Source organism: Achromobacter sp. (assembly GCF_032102605.1).
Classification (GTDB): Bacteria; Pseudomonadota; Gammaproteobacteria; order Burkholderiales; family Burkholderiaceae_B; genus Achromobacter.
Window position 1 is genome coordinate 51,846 of the sequence record NZ_DAMDGT010000001.1, and the last position, 22,628, is coordinate 74,473.

Below are 22,628 nucleotides of genomic sequence, written 5' to 3' on the forward strand. Positions count from 1 at the left end.
CTCTGGCGCAGCAGGCACCTCTGGCGCAGCAGGCACCTCTGGCGCAGCAGGCACCTCTGGCGCAGCAGGCACCCCCGGCGCAGCAGGCACCCCCGGCGCAGCAGGCACCCCTGGCGCAGCAGGTGCTTCTAGTGCAGCAGGCACCTCTGGTCCAGCCGGAGCAACTGGCACAGCAGGTACACCTGGCGCTACTGGCCCAGCCGGTTCGCAGGGCGCAACGGGACCCTCCGGCGCATCGGGCACGCCCGGCGCAGCGGGCGCAACCGGAGCCGCTGGTGCGCAGAGCCCGACAGGCTCCTCGGGCGCGGCCGGCACGTCGGGCGCAACGGGCTCTTCGACCCCCGCCGCCGCCGACAAGCCGGTCGGCACGCTGCCGGACAAGACTGTGCAGACGGGCATGCCAGGCTGGCTGGCCGACAATCTGCTCGTCATCGTTACCGCGGTGCTGGCGCTGGTTGCGTTCGCGATCGCATGGTTGTTGCGCAGGGCGGGCGCCCGGCGCGATGACGAGGACGAGGACTCCTACACCTACAACGAGCCAGTGCTGGACACGGCAGCGCTGAATCGCAAGCTCGACACCATTAATCTCGACCTGGACGAACCGCCCACGGACGAACCGCGCCGAGTCAGCGGTCCTCGGGTTTGAAGCATGTCTAGAGTTGCATTGGGGCTGGCCTATGACGGGTCCGCCTGGCAGGGTTGGCAGACACAGCCGCACCGGCAGACGGTGCAGGATTCGTTGGAGTCCGCGCTGGCCAGTTTTTGCGGGGCCGCCGAGCCCGTGCCCACGATCTGCGCCGGCCGCACCGATACCGGTGTGCATGGCGCGATGCAGATCGTCCATCTGGACACGGCGCTGAACCGCAGGATGGAATCATGGGTGCGCGGCGTGAATGCGTTCCTGCCGGCCAGCATTTCGGTGCAGTGGGCGCAGGAAGTCTCCGATGAATTCCATGCGCGGTTTTCCGCGCGCGCACGCACGTACGTCTATCTGCTGTGGCGCGGCCGGGTTCGCCCGGCGCTGTGGGCCGGACGCGCCGGCTGGTGCTTCCAGCCGCTTGATGTGGACGCCATGCGCGCGGCGGCGCAGGCGTTGGTTGGAGAGCACGATTTCTCCAGCTTCCGGTCCTCGCAGTGCCAGGCCAAGCATCCGGTGCGGCACATGCATCGGCTGGAAATCGAGGAGCGCGGGCCCTTCCTGGTGTTCACCCTGAAGGCGAACGCTTTCCTGCATCACATGGTGCGCAATATCATGGGCGCGCTGCTGCAGATCGGGCAGGGCAGGGAATCGGTGGACTGGATGTCGCAGCTTCTGTCGTGGCGTGACCGCAAGCTGGGCGCGCCCACCTTTGCGCCCGATGGTCTCTACCTCTCGGCAATCGACTATCCCGCGGAGTTCGGCCTGCAAGAGCTCGATGGCGGGTCGACGTTGTTGTCGCCCTTCACTCAAACCTATTAGGGCTGGCGCCGCGTTCGCGGCGCGCTCCCGCGCCTTACGGAGGCATGCGTCATGCAACGCCGCGCGTTTTTGAAGCAAACCGCCTTGGCCGCCGCAGGCAGCGCAGTGCTGGGAGCCAAGGCCGCCGCGCAAGACACGCCGGACATTGCGCAAGCTGCTCCGGACGCTGCGCCGGATAGCCCGGACGTCGCACAAGACACGCCGCTTGCCGGGCCGGACACGCCGGCAGTCGCGCAGGATGCGCCGGCCGTTGCCAGTGGCCCCCCGCAAGTGACATGGCGGCTGGCCTCCAGCTTTCAAAACGAATCGGCCACGATGTTCGCAGGCGCCGAAGACGTTGCCCGATACGTGGCCGAAGTCACCGACGGGCGCTTCACCATTGATATTGCTCCCGCCGGCGAATCGATTCAGGACCATCGGGTACTGGACGCAGTTCGGGACCGCCTTGTCGAATGTGGGCACACGTCCTCTGACCGTTATTTCGACACTGCCCCGGCCCTTTGCTTTGATGCCGGTGTGCCTTTCGGGCTGAACACGCGCCAAATGAACGCGTGGATGAATCAGGGCGAAGGCCTGTCGCTCACGCGTGAAGCGTTCGACAAATACGGGATCCTGAATTTCCCTTGCGGCTATACCGGCGCGCAGATGGGAGGCTGGTTCCGTGGCGAGATAAAGACCGTGGATGACCTGCGCGGGCTCAAGGTGAAAGCAGGCGGCTTCGCCAGCCACGTCCTGGCGCGACTGGGCGCCACGCCCGTCGACATGCCCATCCGAGAAGCCTACGCCGCGTTGGAGCAGGGCGCGGTAGACGCGGTGGCGTGGGTGGGGCCTTTCGACGACGAGCACCTTGCCCTCTACAAGGTCGCGCGGAACTACTATTTTCCGGGATGGTCGGCCGGCACGCAGCAACTGTCGCTGTACGTCAACCGCGATGCCTACAATGAATTGCCCAAGCCATACCAGGCGGCGCTGTCGCTGGCCTGCGCCATGGCCTCCAGCAACATGATCGCCACGTACGACGCCAACAATCCAGACGCGCTGCGCAGGCTGGTCACGCATGGGGCGCAGCTGAAGGCGTTTTCCCGGCCGGTGCTGCAGGCCTGCAACGACGCTGCATTGGCGGCCTACAATGAATTGAGCGCCAAGGATCCGGCTTTCAAGAAGCTCTACGACAGCATGCTGGCCTTCCGCACCAAGCAAGTCCCCTGGTTCCGGATGGCCGAAGGCAGCTTCGACAATATGGTGGCGACGCTTGGAGCGTCGGGCGCTTAGGACGTCTTTCCGTCCCGAATATACTGACCCGGCAAGTCGCCGCGGGGCGACACAAGTGAAAAATGCCATGCGTACACGAATCAAGATCTGCGGGCTGACCCGCGAAGAGGACGTCGACGCCGCCGTCGCCGCGGGCGCGGACGCCATCGGCCTGGTCTTCTATCCCAAGAGCAAGCGTTGCCTCACGCCGACGCGCGCCGCCCAGCTGCGCCGCACGGTGCCGGCGTTCGTCGATGTCGTGGCGCTCTTCGTGAATGCTGAACAACAGCAAGTCCAGGCGGTGCTCGACGAAGTCGGCCCTGATCTGCTCCAGTTCCATGGCGACGAATCGCCGCTGGAATGCGCGCGCTATGCGCATCGTTACCTGCGCGCCTTTCGCGTCGGAGCCCCGGGCCTGGACTCGGCAGAAAGTCTGGCTTCCACTTGCCGCGCGTATGGCGAGGCAGCGGGCTGGCTGTTCGACAGCTACAGCGCGGGCTATGGCGGCAGCGGGCATGGATTCGATTACGGTCTGCTTGACGAAGTCCGCGCCGATGCGATGTCGCGTCCCCTGATCCTGTCAGGCGGATTGAACGCCGAAAACGTCGGTTCCGCCGTGCAGTTCGTGCGGCCGTGGGCAGTCGATGTCAGCAGCGGCGTCGAGATCGAGCAAGGAATAAAAAGTTCTGATAGAATCTCGTTCTTCGTTGCTGCGGCACATGACGCAGACGCGAAGTTGAAGGGAAATAAGTAGTGCTGCAAGGCGTTCGAAATCAGTTTGGCGGTGGCTCAAAAGCGCGCGTTGAAACCGACTTCTGGATGTGTTGTGCGAAGGGTGTTGCGTGAAGTTAGAAGCAAAACCCCAAACGCAATAAATAATGCAAAAAATCTTCCAAGACGATTTGCATAGTTTAAAAAAGCACTATATAATTCTTCTTCTTTGCAGGCGGTTAGCTCAGCTGGTTAGAGCGCCACGTTGACATCGTGGAGGTCGTTGGTTCGATTCCAATACCGCCTACCAAATTCCTGCAAAGGTGTGTTCGATAGAGCTAGTCGAACACAGACCTGAAAAGCCGCGTAAGTCTTTCGACTTCGCGGCTTTTTGCTTTTGTGCGTGTTTGTTCGCGCATTTTTCCTGCCCATATGTTGGGGCACATCGTGTTGGCGCACATCGCAGTCGGCGGCGCGGGCCGTGAAAAGTGATCTGCGCATCGAATTGCGCGGCGCGAATCCGCCGTGCAAGCTGCCGGGCGCTGGCCGGCGAGATAATCGAAAGGCTCGGCCCCAATGTCCACGCGAACGCTGGAACCGAATACCGGTAACGGATACGTTGGATAAACGCATTGGTATCCGCGCATTTCTGACGAGCGCCGGTATATTCCATCTTCCCCATTTCAAAGCCCGCCATGCGTTCAGTTTTCAACGCCATCGTTTTGATCCAGGTGCTGTGGCTGCCCGGCTGCGCGATCAAGCCACTGCCGCAATCGCACGCCCGAACCGACGTCGCGCCGATGTATGCCGGCATTGACCGCAGCGCCGCCGCCACGCTGCGCGCAAGCGACGAGCAGCTGGCCGCCGAAGCAACCCAGTCGTCTGGCTCGCCAAACGCGGCATCCCAGGCAAAGGTCGAGCAGGGCTACCGCCTTTATCGCGAAAGCCAGCCCGGCATGGCGATGCGCAGCTTCAATCAGGCCTGGTTGCTGAACCCCGACAATCCCGAGGTGTATGCCGGGTTTGCGGTGGTCCTGGAAGACCAGCGCAAGATCTGCCAGGCAATGAGCATGATGGACCGGGCAATCAGCCTGCATCCGCCCACCTTTCGCGGCATTTATGCGGACGCGGGCCGCATCGCGGCGCGTTGCGCCGCCGAAGACAGGACGTTGCCGCCTGAAGCGCGCATCGCGGCCACGACGCGGTCGGATGAGTGGTATCGCAAGGGCGAAGCCGTCGAACCAGACAAGGGGTATCTGTATGCCTCGTGGGCGGCCGCCTATTACTGGCGCGGTCAGTACGGCGAAGCGTGGGCCATGGTGCACAAATCGCGCGCCGCGGGCGGCAGTCCCGGCGAGGACTTCGTAAGAATGCTGCGCGCCAGAATGCCGGAACCCGCGCCATCGTGAGTCGCGCCGTGCGCCGGCGCAATCCGGCAACATGACCGGGCATTTGCGATATCCTGCACACCATCATGATGAGAGCACTTTGGTTATGCCTGGGCTGCCTGATGCTGGCGTTGGGCGTCATCGGCGCCTTCCTGCCTGTGATGCCGACGACGATTTTCCTGATCCTGGCGGTGGCCTGCTTCTCGCGTTCGTCGCCGCGGCTTGAAAAGTGGCTGCTGGACAGCCCGACGTACGGCCCTTCGTTGCGCGCGTGGCGTGAAGAGGGCGCGGTGTCGCGCAAAGGCAAGACTTATGCCTGTGTTGGCATGGCGGCAGGCTATCTGCTGTTTTACTGGAGCGCGCATCCTTCGCTGCTGCTCGCCATTGGCGTGGGCATCTTCTTTCTGGCCAGCGCGGCGTACGTCGTCAGCCGGCCCGGCCCGAAAATCCACGGTTCGACTGACGAGCCTCCCGGCGAGTAGGTTTCTCGTTTTGGCCGTGTGCAACGCGATGGTTCGAACGCGCCCGCCTGATGCCGGAATCTGTGGCCGGCTGGCAGGCGCCCTTAGCCCTTTTCAGTGCGAATGCCGCGGATCCCCGCGCGTTTCCACAACCTTCAAGTACAAGGTTGCCGCCTCCAGGCAGAACCCCGTCGACAACTGTCCCACGGTTTGACGGAAGAGCTCCTGCCACGGTGTTTGTGATGGCGGCGCCTGGTAGGGCGGGTCGCGACGGCGCCTTTCCATTTCGGCTTCATCCACCTGCAGCGTGACCGTCCGCTGATTCAGGTCGACGCGGATCCTGTCTCCGGTGCGCAGCAGCGCCAGTCCGCCGCCCACGGCGGCTTCCGGCGACATGTTCAGGATCGACGGGCTGGCAGACGTGCCGCTCTGGCGGCCGTCACCCATGCAGGGCAATGAATCGATGCCGCGTTTCAGCAGGTGCGATGGGGGGGCCATGTTGACGACCTCGGCGCTGCCGGGGTAGCCCACAGGGCCGGCGCCGCGGATCACCAGCATGCAATGTTCGTCGATATTGAGCGCGGGATCTTCTATCCGCGCGTGGTAGTCCTCCGGCCCTTCGAACACAATGGCGCGCGCTTCGAAGGCATTTTCAGATCCGGGTTCGGACAAATAGGCGCGGCGGAACGCGTCGCCCACGACCGACATCTTGATGATGGCGCTATCGAAGAAGTTGCCCGACAGCACGATGAAGCCGGCGCGATGCTTGAGCGGCGCATCGCAGCTGCGGATCACGTCGACGTCATGGGTCTTGGAGGTGGCGGCGATGTCTCCGATGGTCCGGCCGGATACGGTCGGGCAATCGGGATGCAGCCGGCCGGCGGCCAGTAACTCATGCTGCACGGCCGGAACACCGCCGGCCCGGTGAAAGCCTTCGCCCAGGTATTCGCCGGCCGGCACGCAGTTGACCAACAGCGGCACGTCTTCTCCCAGCCGCTGCCAATCGTCCAGGCTCAGGTCGACACCCATATGCCGGGCAATGGCGATGAGATGTGGCGGACAGTTGCTGGATGCGCCCAGCGCCGAGGCGACGACGATGGCGTTTTCGAATGCCTTGCGGGTCATGATATGGGATGGCCGCAAGTCCTCTCGGACCATATCGCAAATACGCAAACCGGTCGCGTACGCCATCTGGCCGCGTTCCCGGTAGGGCGCGGGAATGCTGGCGCAGGTGGGCAGCGACATGCCCAGCGCCTCGGCCAGTGAATTCATGGACAGGGCGGTCCCCATGGTGTTGCAGTGGCCGATGGACGGCGAAGACGCGGTGGCGAGGGTCATGAACCCCTCGTAGTCCAGCTTGCCCTCGGCCATCAGATTGCGCGCATGCCAGATGATCGTGCCGGATCCCACGCGCTTTCCTTCGTGCCAGCCGTCCAGCATGGGACCGCCCGACAGGACGATGGCGGGAATGTCGATGGTGGCCGCAGCCATCAGGCAGGACGGGGTGGTCTTGTCACAGCCGGTCGTCAGCACAACGCCGTCCAGCGGATAGCCGTGCAGGATTTCCACCAGCCCCAGATAGGCCAGATTGCGGTCCAGCGCGGCGGTGGGCCGCCGGCCTTGCTCGGCCAGCGGGTGCACCGGAAACTCCATGGGGATGCCGCCAGCGTCCCGGATACCCGCCTTGACGCGTTCCGCCAGCGCCAGATGATGGCGATTGCACGGCGCCAGGTCGCTGCCGGTCTGGGCGATGCCGATGATCGGCCGACCCGACTGCAATTCCTGCCGGGTCAGGCCGTAGTTGAGATAGCGCTCGACATAGATCGCCGTCATGTCGGCGTGCGAAGGGTCGTCGAACCATTTCTGGCTGCGCAGTCTGCGTGGATTCTGAGGCATGGCGGTCTCGCTTGCTTCGGTTGCTTACAGGTCCGGAATACGGCCAAGGAATACGGGCCCGGAACGCGTCCCGAACCCATCCGGGCCGTCGGCGCTAGTTGCGCGCCTTCTGGATTTCGTCGTTCAGCTGCTTCACCAGTTCAGGGCCGAGTTCCTGCGTGTACTTGTCCACCACGGGCTGAACCTTCTGCCGCATGCGGGCCACTTCCTCGGGCGAGACGGTGTTGATCTTCATGCCGTTCTTCTCGAGGGTGCCCATGGCCTTGGTGGAATCCGCGCGGCTGTCCTGCCGCTCGAAGTCGCGGGATGCCGCGGCGGCCTGGCGGATCAGCTTTTGCTCGTCGGGCGACAGCGTGTCCCACCACTTCTTGGACGCCAGTACCACCCACGGCGTGTACACGTGGCGCGTGATGGTCAGGTAGGGCTGCACTTCATAGAATTTACTGCTCTGGATGGTCGTGATGGGATTCTCCTGCCCGTCGACCGTGCGCGTTTCCAGCGCGGTGAAGAGTTCCGAGAACGGCATGGGGACGGCGTTGGCGCCCAGCGTGTTGAAGACGCCCAGCGCAATCTGGTTCTGCATGACGCGCAGCTTGATGCCCTGCAGGTCTTCGGCCCGCGTGATGGGACGCTTGGAATTGGTCATGTTGCGAAAGCCGTTTTCCCAATAGACCAGGCCCACCAGTCCCTTGGCTTCCAGCTTCTTCAGCAGGTCCTGGCCTAGCTGCCCATCCAGCACGGCATCGGCCTCTTTTTCGCTGTTGAACAGAAAAGGCAGGTCGAAGACGCCGAATTCCTTGACCATGCCGGCCAGCGGCGCGGTGGATCCCACCATCATTTCCTGCGCGCCGCCCACCAGGGCGCTCTGCATCTGTTCGTCCGAGCCCAGGTTGGCCGACCCGAACGTCTTCATCTTCAGCTTGCCGCCGCTGACCTTTTCCAGTTCCTGCGCCAGGAAGCGGGACGCGCGTCCCTGCACGCTTTCCTCGTTCAGGCCGTAGCCGAAGCGGATCAGCCGCGGCTTGACGTCGGCGGCCGCGGCCACGCCGGCGACGGTGCAGGACAACACCGCCGCCAGGACAACAATTCGGGTCTTGAAGTGCTTGATCATGGTGTTTCTCCTTGGGGTTTTTCAGGTGCCGCTAGTGCATCCAGCGTGCGGGTACGGTGATCAGTTCAGGGAAGATCACCAGCAGGACCAGCAGTAGCGTGTAGGCCACGACGTAGCGCCACACGCCCCTGCAGATGGTTTCCATATTGATGCGGGCCACGCCGCAGACGACGTTGAGCACCGTGCCCACGGGGGGCGTCAGCAGGCCCACGCTGCCGACCATGACGAACATCACGCCGAAGTACACGGGATCGATGCCGGCCTTGGTGATGACAGGCATGAGCACCGGCGCGAGGATCAGAATGGTCGGCGTCAGGTCCATGACGGTGCCCACCAGCGTCAGCAGGATCAGCAGCGCGAACATCAGCAGCTTCGGCTGATCCATTACGGGTTCAAGCAGCGCGATGAGGTCCTGCGGCATGTCCGCCAGCGTGATCATGTAGGACGAGACCATGGCGGCCGCCACCAGAAACATCACGACGGCGGTGGTGCGCGCGGCGTTGATGAATAGCGGTCCCAGGTCGCGCAGGCCGATCTCGCGGTAGACGAACAGGCTCACCAGCAACGCATAGACGGCCGCCACGACCGCTGCTTCCGTGGGTGTGAAGATGCCGCCGCGCAGCCCGCCGATGATGATGACGGGCAGCATCAGCGCCCAAAGGGATCCGCGCAGCGCTTTCAGGCGGTTGCGCCACGGCTCGCGAGGCGCGGGCTCGATGCTGCCGTGCTTGCGAGCCACCCAGGCCCACATGGCCACCAGCGTCAGGCCCATCATCAGCCCGGGCGCGATGCCCGCGAAGAACAGCTTGGTGATCGACACGTTGGTCGCGACGCCGAAGATGATGAACGAGATCGACGGCGGGATGATCGGGGCGATGATGCCGCCGGCCGCTATCAGCCCCGACGCCTGGCCAGCGTCGTAGCCTTTCTCGCGTAGCATGGGAATCAGCAGCGATCCCAGCGCCGCCGCGTCCGCCACGGCGGAGCCGGACAGCGAGGCCAGCAGCACGCTCGCGAAAATGGCCACGTAGCCCAGGCCACCCTGGATGTGGCCCACGAACGTGTTGGCCAGGTGCACGATGCGGCGTGAAATGCCGCCTGCGTTCATCAGTTCGCCAGCCAGCATGAACAACGGCACCGCCATCAGCGTGAAGCTGTTGGCGCCCGAAAGCATGTTCTGGGCCAGCAGCTGGGTATCGTAGAAATCCAGCTGGAACATCATGACGATGGCGCTGATGATCAGCGCGAAGGCGATCGGCATGCCCAGGGCGATCAGCCCCAGCAAAACGACGAGGAAGACGGTCAGGATCATTGCAGGTATCCGGCGGATGAATGAGGGCGGGGGCGAGTCGGCCGAGTCAGACCAGAGGGTCTTCCGGACTGGATTCCGCCGGCAGGGGACCGCCCGCAATCACGCGGACCAGATCGATGAGAGTCAGAATGCCCATGGCCACGGCGGCGTAGAACCCGGCCGCGTTGAACACGGCCAGGGGCATGCCCGTGACGGGCAGCACGGTGTCCATGCCGATGACCGTCTGCACCCAGCCGCCTTCGGCCATCAGCCACAGCACCCACAAGACCAGCAACTGGCAGACGATGTGCGAAATCCGCCGGGCGGCGGGGCCGAAGCGCTCCACCATCATGGTCACGCCGATGTGCTGATGTTCGCGCAGCGCAATCACCGACCCGAGGAAGATCATCCACACGAAGGCCAGTCGCGAGACCTCGTCGGAAACGTTGATGCCGGAGTTGAACAGGTAGCGCAGCGCCACGTTGCCGAACAGCAGCACGACCATGACGATCAGACAGACGACCATCAGCCAGGTTTGCAGCGCGAAGCACCAGTCGGCGGCGCGCGCCAGCGGCGAACGGTCCGGCCGCAAAGGGTCTGGCCGCCCCGGTGGGGTAGCTTGCATGCTTGTCTCCTATCCGTTTCCCGGTTTTTTTAGGGTTATGCTGCGAAAGATGTTAGCGCTAACATTTTTGCTTTGGCAACCCCTTATTTTTGCGTCAGACTACGCGCTTCCACCGATTGCGAGAGCCCATGTCCGTCCGTAAACCTCGAAGCTCGCGGGCTGGCCGCGTCACCATGCAGGACGTCGCGCGCCGCGTGGGCGTCAGCGCGATCACGGTGTCGCGCGCGTTGCGCACGCCGGACAAGGTGGGGGAAGACCTGCGCCAGCACATCGCGCGGGTTTGCCAGGAACTGGGCTATGTGCCCAACCACGCCGCCAGCGCGCTGGCTTCGGCGCGCTCGCAGACCATCGTGGTGCTGATCCCGTCGCTGAGCAACGTCGTGTTCGTGGACATCATCTCCGGCATCAAGGAGGTCCTGGACAGCAACGGCTACCACATGCTGATCGGCGTCACCGGCTATTCGCCCGACGAAGAAGAGGCGCTGCTGCGCAAGCACCTGCAGCATTCGCCGGACGGGCTGGTCCTGACAGGCATCGACCACAATCCGGGCGTGTGGAAGCTGGTGCGCGCGCAGGCGATTCCAACCGTCCACACGATCGAGACGCTGGAGGGCAGCGAGGACATGAGCGTCGGATTCTCGCAATTCGACTCCGGCTATGCCGCGGGCCGCCATCTGGTCGAACGCGGCTACCGCCGCATCGGCATCGTGGGCGCCCAGCTCGATCCGCGTTCGCTACGTCGTTGCGAAGGCTGCCGGCAGGCGTTGCGCGACGCGGGCCTTTATGACGCGGCGCTGGAAATCATGACGCCCGAGAAATCGTCGATCAGCCTGGGCGCCGCGCTGATGCATGACCTGCATGCGCGCCATCCCGATTGCGACGCGGTGTTCTTCTGCAACGACGACCTGGCGCAGGGGGCGGTGTTCCAATGCGGCCGTGAGGGACTGCGGGTGCCTTCGGAAATGGCCATCGTCGGTTTCCACGACCTGGCGGGCACGGCGTGGACCACGCCACCGCTGTCGACCATCGCGACGCCTCGCTACCAGATCGGCGTGTCGGCGGCTCAGCTGTTGATGCGCCATCTGTCGGGCGAGGCCGTGACCGAACGGCACGTGGACCTGGGCTTTACGCTGGTCCAGCGCGAAACGAGCTGAGCGCGGCGCGGCTTGCGACGCGTCAGCCCCGGCGCAGCGCCAGGAACACCCCGGACGCCATGATCAGCCCCATGCCGGCCAGCGCCAGCGCGTCGGGCGGGCGCTGGAACCAGAACGTGCTGAAGCCCACGGCCAGCAGAAGCTGAAAGTAGTTCAAGGGAGCCAGCGTTGCGGCGGACACGCGCTGGAAGGCGGCGATCAACAGGATCTGCGCCAGGCCGCTGCAGGCTCCCAGGCTGATGATGACGACGGTGTCGACCACGTCGGGCCACGGGTCGGGCAGGAAAAACGGCGCCGGCAGCGCCGTCACGATCAGGCAGATGAAGGCCGTGTACGCATACTGCACCGGCCCCGGCACCTTGCCCGACAGCTTGCGCGTCAGCACCTGGAAAATGGCGTAGCTGACAGCCGAAATGGCCATCAGAAGGGTGCCCAGCAAGGGCAGGTCGGCGCCGGGACGCACAATCAGCAGCATGCCGGCAAAGCCGGCGGCGACGGCTCCCCATTGCGCCGCGCGCACGCGCTCGCCCAACATCCATGGAGACAGCGCCACCATGATCAGCGGCGCGGTGAAGTAGATGGCGGTGGCCTCGGATAGCGGCATCCAGATCAGCGCCGTCATGAAGCAGGTAGCCACCGTGGCCAGCATGACGCCGCGCAGCACCAGCAACGGCTTTTCGGGCGCGTCGCGCAACCGAAGGCCGCGGCCATGCCGCCACAGCATCGCTATCGCCAGCGTCACCACCGCCAGGTAGCGCATCACGTTGAGAAAGGGCGCGGGGTAACGTTCCAGCATCTGCTTGGCGCCGGCGTCGAAAGTGGCGAACGCGACCAGCGCCGCGAAAAACAGCAGGATGCCGGTCTGGCGCGTGGCGGACCGTACGGGCAGCGAAGCGGGAAGGGCGCTCATGGGGCAAGCGGGCCGTCAAGCGCCGGCACGGGCCATGCCCTCCAGAAACGCGTCCAGCGCCGGCCCGATCGCCTGGACCATGTAGCCGCCTTCCTGGACCACCACGGTGGGGACGCCCAGGCTGGCGACACGCGCGCCGATATCGCGGTAGGCGCCGATGTCCAGCTTGAGCACGCTGATGGGGTCGTCCTTGTAGGTGTCGAAACCCAGCGCCAGGACCAGCACTTCCGGCGCATATTGCGCCAGCGCGGCCAGCGCAGTGTCCAGTGCGCGAAGGAAGTCCTGGTCGCCGCTGCCGTGGGGCAACGGCAGGTTGAGGTTGTATCCCTCGCCTGCGCCATGCCCGCGTTCGTGCGCGTACCCCGTGTAGAAGGGGTAGTAGCCCGCGGGATCCGCATGCAGCGACACCGTCATCACGTCCGCACGCTGGTAGAAGATGTTCTGCGTGCCATCGCCGTGATGCGCGTCCACGTCCAGCACCGCGACCCTGGACCAGGTTTGCAGCAGTCTGCTGGCTGCCGCGGCGCTGCTGTTCAGATAGCAGAAGCCGCCGGCGCGGTCGCGATGCGCGTGGTGCCCGGACGGCCGGCACAGCGCGTAGGCCAGGCCCGCGGCGCCGGCGACGTGGTCCGCCGCCGCGACGGCGCTGTGGGTGGAACGCAATGCCGACCGCCACGTCTGCGGGCCGATGGGGCAGGACAGGTCGCTCAGGTAGTAGCCGGTCTGCGCCACGATGGAGGGCGACGGGCATGGCCCGCGCCCGGCCAGTTCGACGCGGCCGTTGTAGTAGGGCGAAAGATTCGGCAGCACCTCGGGCCCCGGATCGACGCCAGGCGCCTTCAGCGCCTGCCAACGCGCGTAGGCGGTCTCCAGGTAGTCCAGGTAATCCTGGCTGTGGACGTGTTCCAGCGGCTTGCGGCCATAGTCGGCCGGAGCCTCCACCTTGACGCCCCGGCTGGCCAGCGCGGCCTGCAGGCTTTCGGCGCGCGACGGCAGGTCCGTCGGCGCGCTGATGCGGCCCAACCGCATGAACTGCCGGGGGTTGTGCAACAACTGCTCTTCAGAGAAAAACGCCTTCATGGATATCCTCGCTGGAACCGGGTCCATCCTTGAAAAAACGGAAATCGCCTGGCCCTAGGGCTTGGCCGCCTTGAGCTCGATTTCGACGAACACGAATTCCGTCTCGCCGGGATTGATGACGTTGTGCTCGACGCCGACCGGGCGGTAGTACGCCACGCCCGTCGTCAGCTGGCTGGTCACCTGGCCGCTGGGCGTGTCCAGCAGCAGGGGGCCGGTTGTCTGCGGCACCACCACGTAGTTCATGCCGTGGCGGTGCCATCCCGTCTCACCGCCGGGCGGAAAGCGCCATTCGGTGACGGTGACCAGTTCATTGTCGATCTGCACGGTCGGTACGGCGGGGGGGCGTTGCATCGTATGTCTCCTGGTTCCGGATGATCTGGGAAGAATATTCAGGCGACCTGCGCCTTGGTCGGATCCCAGTGCTGGCCCGGCACGGCCGCGATGAGCTGCCGGGTATATGCATGCTGGGGATTGTCAAAGATCTGCGCGGGCGATCCATATTCCACCACCTTGCCGCGATGCATGACCAGCACCGAGTTGCAGATCTGGGCGGCCACGCGCAGGTCGTGGGTGATGAACACCAGGGCGATCTTCAGCCGCTGCTGCAGGTCATGCAGCAGTTGCAGCACCTGCGCCTGCACGGAAACGTCCAGGGCCGACACCGACTCGTCGGCCACCAGCACCTTGGGTTCCAGCGCCAGGGCGCGCGCGATGCCGATGCGCTGGCGCTGGCCGCCCGAAAACTGGTTGGGATATCGGTCGAAGGCGGACGGGTCCAGCCCCACCAGCGACAGCAGTTCGCGCACCCGCGCCTGCGCCTGGGCGCGCGGAACGCCGTTGGCGACGGGGCCGTCGCTGATGATGCGCCCCACCGTGTGCCGCGGATTGAGCGACGCGAAGGGATCCTGGAAGATCATCTGGATTTCGTTCCGCATGGGCCGGAAGCGCGACTCTGACAGCGCGGCGATGTCCTGGCCGTTGAAGAGCAGCTGGCCGCCATTGATGCCCACGAGCTTGAGCAGGCATTTTCCGATGGTGGACTTGCCCGAACCCGATTCACCCACGATGCCAAGGGTTTCGCCCCGGTGCACGGAAAAACTGACGCCGTCCACGGCATGGATCTCGCGCTTGTTGCCCAGCCAGCCGTGGCCGATCACGTAGGTCTTCTTCAGGTCCTTCACTTCCAGCACGGGCCTGTCGTGCGGGGTGTCGGCGCGTTCCTCGCCGCGTCGGTGCGGCACCGCCGCGATCAGGCGCTGCGTGTAGGGATGACGGGGGCGGTTGAGGACCTCGCTGGCGGGCCCCTGTTCCACCAGCACGCCCTTTTCCATGACGGCGACGCGATGCGCGATCTCCGCCACCACGCCGAAGTCGTGCGTGACGAACATCACGCCCATGCCTTTTTCCTTCTGGATGCGGGCGATCAGCGCCAGGATCTGCGCCTGGGTGGTGACGTCCAGCGCGGTGGTGGGTTCGTCGGCGATCAGCAGCGCCGGCTCCAGCGCCAGCGCCATCGCAATCATCACGCGCTGGCGCTGGCCGCCCGATAGCCGGAACGGGTACACGTGATAAAGCGTGGCCGGGTCCGGCAGGCCCACGAATTCCAGCAGATCCAGTGTGCGCTTCATGCGCTCGGGGCCCGGATACGCGTTATGCACGCGCATGACTTCGCTGATCTGATCGCCCACGGTCATCAGCGGGTTCAAGGCCGACAGCGGCTCCTGGAAGATCATCGCCATGTCCTTGCCGCGCATGGCCTGCAGGGCGGGCTCGTCCAGCTTGAGCAGGTCCTGCCCTCGGAACAGGATGCGGCCTTGCTGCGGCGTCAGGTAGTCGGGTAGCAGTCCCATGATGGCGTTCGCGCTCATGGACTTGCCGGAGCCGGACTCGCCGACAATGCACAGGATCTCGCCGGCTTGGATGTCGTAAGAGACGTCCTCCACAGCGTAGGGGCGGTCGCCGCCCTTGGGCAGCGCGATGCTGAGGTTCTGGATGGACAGCAGCGGCGGGGTCTCGTTCATGGGGGCCTCCTATTCGCCGCGCTTGCGCAGTTGGGGGTTGAGGGCGTCGTTCAGCCCTTCGCCGATCAGGTTGATGGCCAGCACGGTCAGCAGAATCGCCACGCCGGGCCACACGCTCATCCACCAGGCTTCGCGGATCATGGTGCGCGCCGCGCCGATCATGAATCCCCAGCTCATCAGGTTGCGGTCGCCCAGGCCCAGAAACGACAACGAGGACTCCGTCAGGATCGCGGTGGCCACCATGAAGGAAGCCGATACGATGATGGGCGACATGGCGTTGGGCAGGATCTGGGTGCCCACGATGCGGGCGGGGGTCTGGCCGATGACGATGGCCGCCTGCACGAATTCACGCTGCTTGAGCGTCATGAACTCCGATCGCACCAGCCGCGCGGCCGGCGGCCAGGACACCACCGCGATCGCACCCATGATGGAATACACCGACGGACTCAGGATGGCGACCAGCACCACAGCCATCGCCAGTTGAGGAATGGTCTGGAAGAACTCGGTAAAGCGCATCAGCGCGTCGTCGACGCGTCCGCCGCAATAGCCCGCCACCGAACCGACGACGATGCCGAACAGCAGCGCCACGGCGGTCGACAGCAGGCCGACCATCAGGGACACCCGCGCGCCCCACACCAGGCCGGCGGTGATGTCGCGGCCCAGCATGTCGGTGCCGAACGGGTAGTCCGCATTGGTAAATGGAGGGATGAGGGGATCGGCCACCATCATCCAGGGGGATTCCTCGTACAGCAGGGGCGCCGCAAGGGCTACGGCGACCACGATCAGCATGATAATCAGGCCGGCCACCGCCCCGTAATTGCGCATGTAACGTTGGGCGAATGACTTCATGCCGAGGCTCCTTGCTGCGCGCCTGCGCCGATGCGCGGATCGATCAGGCGGTACAGCACGTCGGTCAGCAGATTGAAGACCACCACCATGATGGAAGTGACCAGGAAGATGCCCAGCAGCAGCTGGTAGTCGCGCTGCAGCAGGGCGTCGAACATGAGCCGGCCGATGCCGGGCCAGGCGAACACGGTTTCGGTCAGGACAGCGCCGCCCGCCATCTGGCCAAGCTGGATGCCGGCGAAGGTAATGACGGGGAGCAGCGCATTGCGCAGCACGTGCGCCCGGATCACCCGGCTGGGACTCACGCCCTTGGCGCGGGCGGTCTTCACGAAGTCCATGCCGATCACTTCCAGCATCGATGCGCGGGTCAACCGGACGTAGACGGCCATGAAGAAGCAGCCCAGCGTGACGGTGGGCAGGATGAGGTGCAAGGCGATGTCGCCCGCGCGCGCCCACCCGGTCAGCCCGCCGCCCACGGTCTCCATGCCGAACGCCGGCAGCCATCCCAGCACCACCGAAAACAGCAGGATGCCCATCAGCGACAGCCAGAACAGCGGCGTCGCGTACAGCAGCAGCGCGCCGGTCATCACCGAACTGTCGATCCACCGGCGCTTGTTGCGGTAGCGCGCCTTGGCGGCCACCACGCCCAGCAGAACGCCCAGCACGATGGAAAACACGAAGGCGCAGGACATCAGGAGGAACGTGGCCGGCAGGCGTTCGACGATCAGGTCCAGCACCGGCACGTGATTGCGGTAGGAAAAGCCCAGGTCAAGCTGGACCACGCCCTTCAGGTACAGGAAAAGCTGGGTCAGGATGGGTTTGTCCAGGCCGAAGGCCGCGCGCAGCTGTTCGACATAGGCGGCGTCCCCGGCGCCTGCCTGGCCCGCCAGCACGGCGGCGGGGTCACCGGGCGCAAGGCGGATCAGGAAGAAATTGATGATCACCACGCCCAGCACGACCATCAGGGCCTTGCCGACGCGGGAAAGGAAAAACGACAGGAATCTCATGCTCGGGGTTCCCTCAGGTCGGGCGCGGAGCGTTCAGGCGAGTCCGCCGCCGCGATAAAAAGCGCGGCGGCGTCTTGTGGCGCTTACTTCTCGATGTAGACGTCGTCAAAGGACTCGTTCAGCCCGATGGCGGTTTTCACCAGGTTCTTGACGTTGGCGCGGTACAGCGTCGGGAATTCCATGTCCACCAGGAATCCGTTGGCCACCTCGTTGACCAGCGTCGTCTGGAGCTTGCTATAGAGCTCCTGGCGCTTGGCCGGATCGACTTCCGAGGCCGCGGCTTCCCACTGCTTGTCGGTCTCGGGGTTGCTGTATCCCTGCACGTTGGCGAAGGGCGAGCCCTTCACGATGTTCGACGAGATATACAGCCGCTGCACGCCCAGCGCGGGGTCGCCGTACTGGTAGGTGAACGTGGTCGTCAGGTCGAAGTCCCAGTTGCCGGTCCGGCTGGCCCAGCCGCCCGCGTCGGTGGATTCCACGTTCACCTTGAAGCCCAGCTGTTCAAGCGCCTGTTTGGTGTATTCGCCCAGGCGGTCCCAGGTCGATCCATAGGGAAAGCTCAACTGGCGGATCGTGTAGTCCTCTGGCTTGATGCCGGATTCCTTGATCAGCGCGCGCGCCTTCTTCATGTCGAACGGCATGGCCGGCATGTTCTTGTCGTAGAACATTTCGGTGGTCACGAAGGGGCTGGTGGACACCTTGCCCAGACCGAAGAAGATGTTGTTGACCACCATGTTGCGGTTCATGGCCGCCATGACGGCCTGGCGCACCTTCAGGTTGTCGAAGGGCGGCTTGCGCATGTTGAAGATCAGGTACGCCTGCGGCGAGAACATCTCCCAGCCGGCCGTCGTGTATTCCACCTTGGGCAGCCCGCGCAGGCGCTTGATGTCGACGTTGTCCACGTCGCCGCCGCGCAGCACGTCCACGCTGCCGCGCTCGAACGCCACGGCGCGCGAGGCCGCGTCGGGGATCACGTTGAACACCAGCTCGTCCAGGTACGGCATGCCGGGCTTCCAGTAATCAGGATTGCGCGCCAGCTTGATGTATTCGCCGCGCTTCCATTCCTTGAACATGAACGGACCGGTGCCCACCGGCTTCTGGTTGGCCGGGTTGGTCATGTAGTCGGTGCCCGCGTAGAGATGCTTGGGCATCATGGGCGCAAAGCCCGGCTCGAACATCAGCATGAACGCCGGGAACGGCGTCTTCAGCTTGATGACCACCGTCTTGGCGTCCGGCGCTTGCACCGAATCGACAAACTTGTTCAGGATCACGCGGGCGCGTGCATGGGTCTTGGGCAGCATGTCCGCCAGCGAGAACACCACGTCTTCGGACGTGAATGGCTTGCCGTCGTGCCATTTCACGTTGTCCTGCAGATGGAAGGTGTAGGTCAGTCCGTCGGCGGACGCTTCCCACGATTTGGCCAGGCCCGGCTGCGGCTTGAGCTCGGTGGAGTAGGTCAGCAGGCTTTCGTAGATCTTGCCCGCGACGAATTGCGTCGGCCCCTGCTGGTTGATGGCCGTGACGATGACGGGAGGTTCGGGCTGGACGATCATGTTCAGCGTGCCGCCCTTGGTCTGGGCCAGGGCTGGCGTGGCGGGCAGGGCGGCCGCAAGGATCAGGGCGCCGATGCTAAGGGAGAACCATTTTTTCGATTTCACTGCGAGCCTCCGGGCTGGAAAGTGTCTGGCAGGCGGCCGCCTGGACGCGGCGGATGCCGTGCCGGATCAAGCAAACCTCATGCCACCTGCGTTTCTCGGGTATTGCGGATGGAGCTGCTGCAACAATGCTTCGTTTAGGTGCTGGTTACGGCGCCGCGCACCAATGCGGCGAAAACTTCGGTGCAACTCCTTGTCGCCGTCGCCGGCCCGCCGCGCCATGGCGGGCGGGACTCGACGGGCTACACGGTGATATCGATCCAGGTGGTCTTCAGGTCGCTGTACTTGTCCAGCGCATGCAGCGACTTGTCGCGCCCGAAGCCGGATTGCTTGACGCCGCCGAAGGGCACGGTGATGTCGCCGGCGGCGTAGGTATTGACCCATACCAGGCCCGCGCGCAGCCGGCGCGACAGGCGATGGGCCCTGCCCAGGTTCGCGGTCCACAGGCCGGCGCCCAGGCCGTACGTGGAATCGTTGGCCAGCGCGATGGCTTCGTCCTCGGAGTGAAAGCGCTGGGCCGCCAGCACGGGGCCGAAGATTTCTTCGCGCACCAGCGCGCTTCCTGCGTCCGCGCAGTCAAAGATGGTGGGCTCGATATAGAAGCCCCCCGTTTCGGTTCGGACCTGGCGGCCGCCGATGCGAAGGCTCGCGCCCTCGCTTCTGCCGGCTTCGATGCGCGCCATGACGGAACGCGTCTGGCGTTCGTCCACCATGGCGCCCAGCGTGGTGTCGGGGTCTAGCGGGTTGCCGGGCTTCATGGCGGCGGCGTGCGTTGCCACCTTGTCCATGAAGACGTCGTAGATGGAGTCATGCACGTACAAGCGGGATCCCGCGATGCAGACTTCGCCCTGGTTCGAAAAAATGGCCAGCGCTGCAATCAGTGCGGCGCGGTCCAGGTCGGGGCAATCCTCGAACACGATGTGCGGAGATTTGCCGCCGCATTCCAGCCAGACGCGCTTCAGGTTGGATTCGCCTGAGTAGCTCATGAAGCGCTTGCCGGTGGCGGTCGATCCGGTGAAGGCCAGGCAGTCCACGTCGGGATGCATGCCCAATGCGCGGCCAGCCACAGGGCCCGCGCCAGGAACCACATTGAAGACGCCGGGCGGAATGCCGGCGTCCTGCGCCAGCGCCGCCAGGCGCAAGGCGCTCAGCGACGATTGCTCAGCCGGCTTCAGGATGACGCTGTTGCCCGCAGCCAGCGCAGGCGCCACCTTCCAGGCGGCCATCAGCATCGGGTAGTTCCAGGGCACCACGGCCGCCACGACGCCCACTGCCTCGCGCGTGACGGTGGCAAGCACGCCCGGGCCCGCCGGCGCGATCTCGTCGTAGAGCTTGTCGATGGCCTCTCCGTACCAGGCATACGTCTGGATGGTTTCAGGCAGGTCGAACGCCAGCGCATCGCGGATGGGCTTGCCCATGTCCAGCGTCTCGATCAGCGCGAGTTCCTCGGTATGTTCGGAGATCAGTTCGGCCAACCTGAGCATGCGGGCCTTGCGCTCGCGCGGCGCCAATCCGGACCAGACGCCGCTTTCGAACGCGCGGCGCGCGGCGGCCACTGCGCGGTCGACGTCAGCATCGCCGCATGCGGCCACGTCGGCAAGCTTGCGGCCATCGATGGGGCTGGTGGCGGGGAACGTGGCGCCGTCGGCGGCATCGGCGTAGCTACCGTCGATGTAGGCCTGGCCGCGCAAGACCAGCGATTCAGCCTTTTGCTGCCAGTATTCAAGAGTGTGCAGTGACATCGCGTGAACCTTGGAAAGGGCGCTAGCGCGCGCTGTTGGCCCGCGCCACCATGGCGTCGAGCAATACGTTGCAGCCGGCCTCCAGATGTTCGGGCCGCGCGTCTTCGATCTCGTTGTGGCTGATGCCGTCCTTGCAGGGCACGAAGATCATTGCCGTGGGCGCCACGGCGGCCATGTAGACCGCGTCGTGCCCTGCTCCGGTAACGATGTTCATGGCCGGCAGTCCGCGGCTGGCCGCGCCCTTGCGCACCTTGTCCACCAGGTCGGGATCGAAGGGCGTCGGCGGGAAGTACTGCACATCCTTTACGTCGACGCGCACGCCATGCGCGACCGCGATGTCGTCGCAGATGCGCCGCCATTCCTGGTCCATGCGCGTCAACGTGGCTTCATCTTCGTGCCGAAGGTCGGTGGTGAAGCGGACCTGCCCCGGGATGACGTTGCGCGAACCGGGATGGGCATGGATTTCTCCCACCGTTCCGCGCCCGTGCGGCTGGTGGGTGTTGGCGATGTTCACGACGGCCTGCAGCAGGAAGCTGGCTGCAAACAACGCGTCGCGGCGTATCGGCATGGGGGTGGGGCCTGCATGCATTTCCATGCCGGTCACCGTGATGTCGTACCAGCGCAAGCCCAGCGATCCGGTCACCACCCCGATGGTCTTCTCTTCGTGTTCCAGGATCGGACCTTGTTCGATATGCGCTTCGAAGTAGGCGTCCACGGACCGTCCACCCACCGGCTCGGCGCCCGCGTAGCCGATGGCCTGCAATTCGTCGCGCACGCTGATCCCTTGCGCATCGCGCGCGGACAGGGCGGTTTCAAGCGGAAATTTCCCGGCGAAGACGCCCGAGCCCATCATCACGGGCACGAAACGCGATCCTTCTTCGTTGGTCCAGATGGCGACTTCCAGGGGGGCGTCGGTCTGCACGCCGGCGTCGTTCAAGGTGCGGATGACTTCAAGTCCCGCCAGCACGCCGAAACAGCCGTCGAACTTGCCGCCGGTGGGCTGGGTGTCGATGTGGCTGCCCGTCATGACTGGCGGCAGGGCGTCGTTGCGCCCGGCCCGTCGGGCAAAGATGTTGCCTACCTGGTCCACGCGAACCGTCATGCCGGCCTCGCGCATCCAGCCCGTCACCAGGTCGCGGCCCTGGCCATCCAGCGCGGTCAGGGCAAGGCGGCAATTGCCGCCCTTCGGGGTGGCGCCGATGCGGGCCAGCTCCATCAAGGACTGCCAGAGCCGGTTGCCGTCGATGGACAGGGTAGGGGAAGTCATAGGTCGCCTCGGTGGTTGGAAACATCGCCAAAGTCTTCGCGCAGCCGCGCCAGGATGCCCAGCAGGTGCGCATGCATGGCGTGGCGGGCGCGAATGGGGTCGCGCGCCAGTACGGCGGTAAGAATGCGTTGGTGTTCGGCGTGGGCCACGGCCCAGACCCTGGCGTCCACAAAATAGTCCTGCATCCGGCGGTAAACGGAACTGGACATGGTCAGGTTCCACAAATGCGCCACCGAGGCTGCCAGCGCGGCATTGCCGCAGGCTGCGGCGATGGCGCCGTGGAATTCGCGATCATGGCGACCAGGCGCTTCCGTCAGCGACATGCCGTCGTGCGCGTTGCGGATCGCCGCAAGTTGGGAGGGTGTTGCATGTTGCGCGGCCATGCCGGCGCATTCGGGTTCGATGATGAGACGGGCTTCGAGCAGGTCGAACGGACCGATGTCGTCCCCCCGCGCCGCCGTGTTGTCCGACGCGGTCGTCGCTGCCGCGGATGCGTTCACCGTGTCGGTGACGAAGACACCCGTGCCTACCCGCACCTCTACATACCCTTCGATCTCCAGCGCGATCAGCGCTTCCCGGATCGATGCGCGGCTGACCTGCAACTGTTCGGCCAGATCCCGTTCCGAGGGCAGGCGCCGCCCGCGGGGAAAGTCGCCCGCCCGGATCCGGCCGGCGATCTGGTCGGCGATCATTCGGTAAAGACGCGTGACGGCGACGGCTTGGAAGGTGCTCATTGGGCGTTCTGCGCAATGG

22 protein-coding genes and 1 tRNA gene are annotated in these 22,628 nt (G+C 65.0%); 8 read left to right on the plus strand and 15 right to left on the minus strand.

All coding sequences use genetic code 11. From position 1 onward, the window contains the following. The first annotated feature begins 397 nt into the window (after positions 1-397). The 5 genes from RT614_RS00205 to RT614_RS00225 all read left to right on the plus strand — a co-directional run bounded on the left by RT614_RS00205 (position 398) and on the right by RT614_RS00225 (position 3,731). Positions 398-646 carry a hypothetical protein gene (locus RT614_RS00205; RefSeq protein WP_313619440.1) on the plus strand — a complete coding sequence of 83 codons (249 nt, stop codon included), beginning with the start codon at positions 398-400 and terminating at the stop codon, positions 644-646. Positions 647-649: 3 nt separating this feature from the next. Then, positions 650-1,459, plus strand: coding sequence for a tRNA pseudouridine(38-40) synthase TruA (gene truA / locus RT614_RS00210; RefSeq protein ID WP_313619441.1), 810 nt, complete (start codon positions 650-652; stop codon positions 1,457-1,459). A 51-nt stretch (positions 1,460-1,510) separates the two neighbouring features. After that, positions 1,511-2,731 carry a TRAP transporter substrate-binding protein gene (locus RT614_RS00215; RefSeq protein ID WP_409558413.1) on the plus strand — a complete coding sequence of 407 codons (1,221 nt, stop codon included), beginning with the start codon at positions 1,511-1,513 and terminating at the stop codon, positions 2,729-2,731. Positions 2,732-2,786: 55 nt separating this feature from the next. Next, on the plus strand, positions 2,787-3,464 hold the full coding sequence (locus RT614_RS00220) for a phosphoribosylanthranilate isomerase (RefSeq protein ID WP_313619442.1): 678 nt from the start codon (positions 2,787-2,789) through the stop codon (positions 3,462-3,464). A gap of 190 nt (positions 3,465-3,654) precedes the next feature. Continuing rightward, positions 3,655-3,731: transfer RNA gene (locus RT614_RS00225), tRNA-Val, on the plus strand. Here RT614_RS00225 and RT614_RS00230 read toward each other — a convergent pair. Next, positions 3,726-4,139 (minus strand): hypothetical protein, encoded by a 414-nt coding sequence (locus tag RT614_RS00230; protein WP_313619444.1) that lies wholly within the window; start codon positions 4,137-4,139, stop codon positions 3,726-3,728. The two genes, RT614_RS00225 and RT614_RS00230, sit on opposite strands and share 6 nt — an antisense overlap. Here RT614_RS00230 and RT614_RS00235 point away from each other — a divergent pair. Then, positions 4,117-4,830, plus strand: a complete 714-nt coding sequence (locus tag RT614_RS00235; protein WP_313619445.1) for a hypothetical protein — start codon at positions 4,117-4,119, stop codon at positions 4,828-4,830. The genes RT614_RS00230 and RT614_RS00235 overlap by 23 nt on opposite strands. A gap of 65 nt (positions 4,831-4,895) precedes the next feature. After that, the gene (locus RT614_RS00240) at positions 4,896-5,291 is read left to right on the plus strand and encodes a YbaN family protein (protein ID WP_313619446.1); all 396 of its coding nucleotides are present in this window, start codon (positions 4,896-4,898) and stop codon (positions 5,289-5,291) included. Positions 5,292-5,384: 93 nt separating this feature from the next. Here the strand turns inward: RT614_RS00240 and RT614_RS00245 are convergent, their stop codons facing one another. From RT614_RS00245 to RT614_RS00260, 4 genes are all read right to left on the minus strand, one after another. After that, a complete protein-coding gene (locus tag RT614_RS00245; RefSeq protein WP_313619447.1) occupies positions 5,385-7,166 on the minus strand; it encodes an IlvD/Edd family dehydratase in 1,782 nt (593 codons plus the stop codon). A 94-nt stretch (positions 7,167-7,260) separates the two neighbouring features. Beyond that, entirely contained in the window at positions 7,261-8,277 is a 1,017-nt protein-coding gene (locus RT614_RS00250) for a TRAP transporter substrate-binding protein (protein WP_313619448.1), read from the minus strand. Positions 8,278-8,308: 31 nt separating this feature from the next. Further along, complete coding sequence (locus tag RT614_RS00255) at positions 8,309-9,589, minus strand: TRAP transporter large permease subunit (RefSeq protein ID WP_313619449.1); 1,281 nt, start codon at positions 9,587-9,589, stop codon at positions 8,309-8,311. A gap of 46 nt (positions 9,590-9,635) precedes the next feature. After that, the gene (locus RT614_RS00260) at positions 9,636-10,193 is read right to left on the minus strand and encodes a TRAP transporter small permease (RefSeq protein WP_313619450.1); all 558 of its coding nucleotides are present in this window, start codon (positions 10,191-10,193) and stop codon (positions 9,636-9,638) included. A 128-nt stretch (positions 10,194-10,321) separates the two neighbouring features. Between RT614_RS00260 and RT614_RS00265 the strand changes: the two genes are divergently transcribed. Next, entirely contained in the window at positions 10,322-11,347 is a 1,026-nt protein-coding gene (locus tag RT614_RS00265) for a LacI family DNA-binding transcriptional regulator (RefSeq protein ID WP_313619451.1), read from the plus strand. A 22-nt stretch (positions 11,348-11,369) separates the two neighbouring features. Here RT614_RS00265 and RT614_RS00270 read toward each other — a convergent pair whose 3' ends face one another. The 10 genes from RT614_RS00270 to RT614_RS00315 form a co-directional block, all read right to left on the minus strand. Then, positions 11,370-12,257: a DMT family transporter gene (locus tag RT614_RS00270; protein ID WP_313619452.1), complete on the minus strand. Its 888-nt coding sequence runs from the start codon at positions 12,255-12,257 to the stop codon at positions 11,370-11,372. A gap of 15 nt (positions 12,258-12,272) precedes the next feature. Next, a complete protein-coding gene (locus tag RT614_RS00275; protein ID WP_313619454.1) occupies positions 12,273-13,337 on the minus strand; it encodes a histone deacetylase family protein in 1,065 nt (354 codons plus the stop codon). 54 nt (positions 13,338-13,391) lie between these two features. Further along, positions 13,392-13,688: a cupin domain-containing protein gene (locus RT614_RS00280; protein ID WP_313619456.1), complete on the minus strand. Its 297-nt coding sequence runs from the start codon at positions 13,686-13,688 to the stop codon at positions 13,392-13,394. Between the two features lie 38 nt (positions 13,689-13,726). Continuing rightward, positions 13,727-15,358, minus strand: coding sequence for an ABC transporter ATP-binding protein (locus tag RT614_RS00285; protein WP_313619457.1), 1,632 nt, complete (start codon positions 15,356-15,358; stop codon positions 13,727-13,729). Between the two features lie 9 nt (positions 15,359-15,367). Beyond that, on the minus strand, positions 15,368-16,207 hold the full coding sequence (locus RT614_RS00290) for an ABC transporter permease (RefSeq protein ID WP_313619459.1): 840 nt from the start codon (positions 16,205-16,207) through the stop codon (positions 15,368-15,370). After that, positions 16,204-17,211: an ABC transporter permease gene (locus tag RT614_RS00295; RefSeq protein ID WP_313619461.1), complete on the minus strand. Its 1,008-nt coding sequence runs from the start codon at positions 17,209-17,211 to the stop codon at positions 16,204-16,206. Before RT614_RS00295 ends, RT614_RS00290 begins: the two co-directional genes overlap by 4 nt. Positions 17,212-17,294: 83 nt before the next feature. Further along, positions 17,295-18,869, minus strand: coding sequence for an ABC transporter substrate-binding protein (locus RT614_RS00300; protein ID WP_313619462.1), 1,575 nt, complete (start codon positions 18,867-18,869; stop codon positions 17,295-17,297). 239 nt (positions 18,870-19,108) lie between these two features. Further along, positions 19,109-20,608, minus strand: a complete 1,500-nt coding sequence (locus RT614_RS00305) for an aldehyde dehydrogenase (protein ID WP_313619463.1) — start codon at positions 20,606-20,608, stop codon at positions 19,109-19,111. A gap of 22 nt (positions 20,609-20,630) precedes the next feature. After that, the gene (locus tag RT614_RS00310; protein WP_313619465.1) at positions 20,631-21,875 is read right to left on the minus strand and encodes a Zn-dependent hydrolase; all 1,245 of its coding nucleotides are present in this window, start codon (positions 21,873-21,875) and stop codon (positions 20,631-20,633) included. Then, positions 21,872-22,609, minus strand: a complete 738-nt coding sequence (locus RT614_RS00315; protein ID WP_313619466.1) for a FadR/GntR family transcriptional regulator — start codon at positions 22,607-22,609, stop codon at positions 21,872-21,874. The genes RT614_RS00310 and RT614_RS00315 overlap by 4 nt, the downstream gene beginning before the upstream one ends. Between the last annotated feature and the right edge of the window lie 19 nt (positions 22,610-22,628).

Coding starts and splice junctions, on each gene's coding strand:
- RT614_RS00260 (WP_313619450.1), bottom strand. CDS start 10,193: ATGCAAGCTACCCCACCGGGGCGGCCAGACCCTTTGCGGCCGGACCGT.
- RT614_RS00275 (WP_313619454.1), bottom strand. CDS start 13,337: ATGAAGGCGTTTTTCTCTGAAGAGCAGTTGTTGCACAACCCCCGGCAG.
- RT614_RS00310 (WP_313619465.1), bottom strand. CDS start 21,875: ATGACTTCCCCTACCCTGTCCATCGACGGCAACCGGCTCTGGCAGTCC.
- truA (WP_313619441.1), top strand. CDS start 650: ATGTCTAGAGTTGCATTGGGGCTGGCCTATGACGGGTCCGCCTGGCAG.
- RT614_RS00235 (WP_313619445.1), top strand. CDS start 4,117: ATGCGTTCAGTTTTCAACGCCATCGTTTTGATCCAGGTGCTGTGGCTG.
- RT614_RS00280 (WP_313619456.1), bottom strand. CDS start 13,688: ATGCAACGCCCCCCCGCCGTACCGACCGTGCAGATCGACAATGAACTG.
- RT614_RS00315 (WP_313619466.1), bottom strand. CDS start 22,609: ATGAGCACCTTCCAAGCCGTCGCCGTCACGCGTCTTTACCGAATGATC.
- RT614_RS00240 (WP_313619446.1), top strand. CDS start 4,896: ATGATGAGAGCACTTTGGTTATGCCTGGGCTGCCTGATGCTGGCGTTG.
- RT614_RS00255 (WP_313619449.1), bottom strand. CDS start 9,589: ATGATCCTGACCGTCTTCCTCGTCGTTTTGCTGGGGCTGATCGCCCTG.
- RT614_RS00250 (WP_313619448.1), bottom strand. CDS start 8,277: ATGATCAAGCACTTCAAGACCCGAATTGTTGTCCTGGCGGCGGTGTTG.
- RT614_RS00270 (WP_313619452.1), bottom strand. CDS start 12,257: ATGAGCGCCCTTCCCGCTTCGCTGCCCGTACGGTCCGCCACGCGCCAG.
- RT614_RS00285 (WP_313619457.1), bottom strand. CDS start 15,358: ATGAACGAGACCCCGCCGCTGCTGTCCATCCAGAACCTCAGCATCGCG.
- RT614_RS00230 (WP_313619444.1), bottom strand. CDS start 4,139: ATGGCGTTGAAAACTGAACGCATGGCGGGCTTTGAAATGGGGAAGATG.
- RT614_RS00215 (WP_409558413.1), top strand. CDS start 1,511: ATGCAACGCCGCGCGTTTTTGAAGCAAACCGCCTTGGCCGCCGCAGGC.
- RT614_RS00205 (WP_313619440.1), top strand. CDS start 398: ATGCCAGGCTGGCTGGCCGACAATCTGCTCGTCATCGTTACCGCGGTG.
- RT614_RS00265 (WP_313619451.1), top strand. CDS start 10,322: ATGTCCGTCCGTAAACCTCGAAGCTCGCGGGCTGGCCGCGTCACCATG.
- RT614_RS00295 (WP_313619461.1), bottom strand. CDS start 17,211: ATGAGATTCCTGTCGTTTTTCCTTTCCCGCGTCGGCAAGGCCCTGATG.
- RT614_RS00305 (WP_313619463.1), bottom strand. CDS start 20,608: ATGTCACTGCACACTCTTGAATACTGGCAGCAAAAGGCTGAATCGCTG.
- RT614_RS00245 (WP_313619447.1), bottom strand. CDS start 7,166: ATGCCTCAGAATCCACGCAGACTGCGCAGCCAGAAATGGTTCGACGAC.
- RT614_RS00290 (WP_313619459.1), bottom strand. CDS start 16,207: ATGAAGTCATTCGCCCAACGTTACATGCGCAATTACGGGGCGGTGGCC.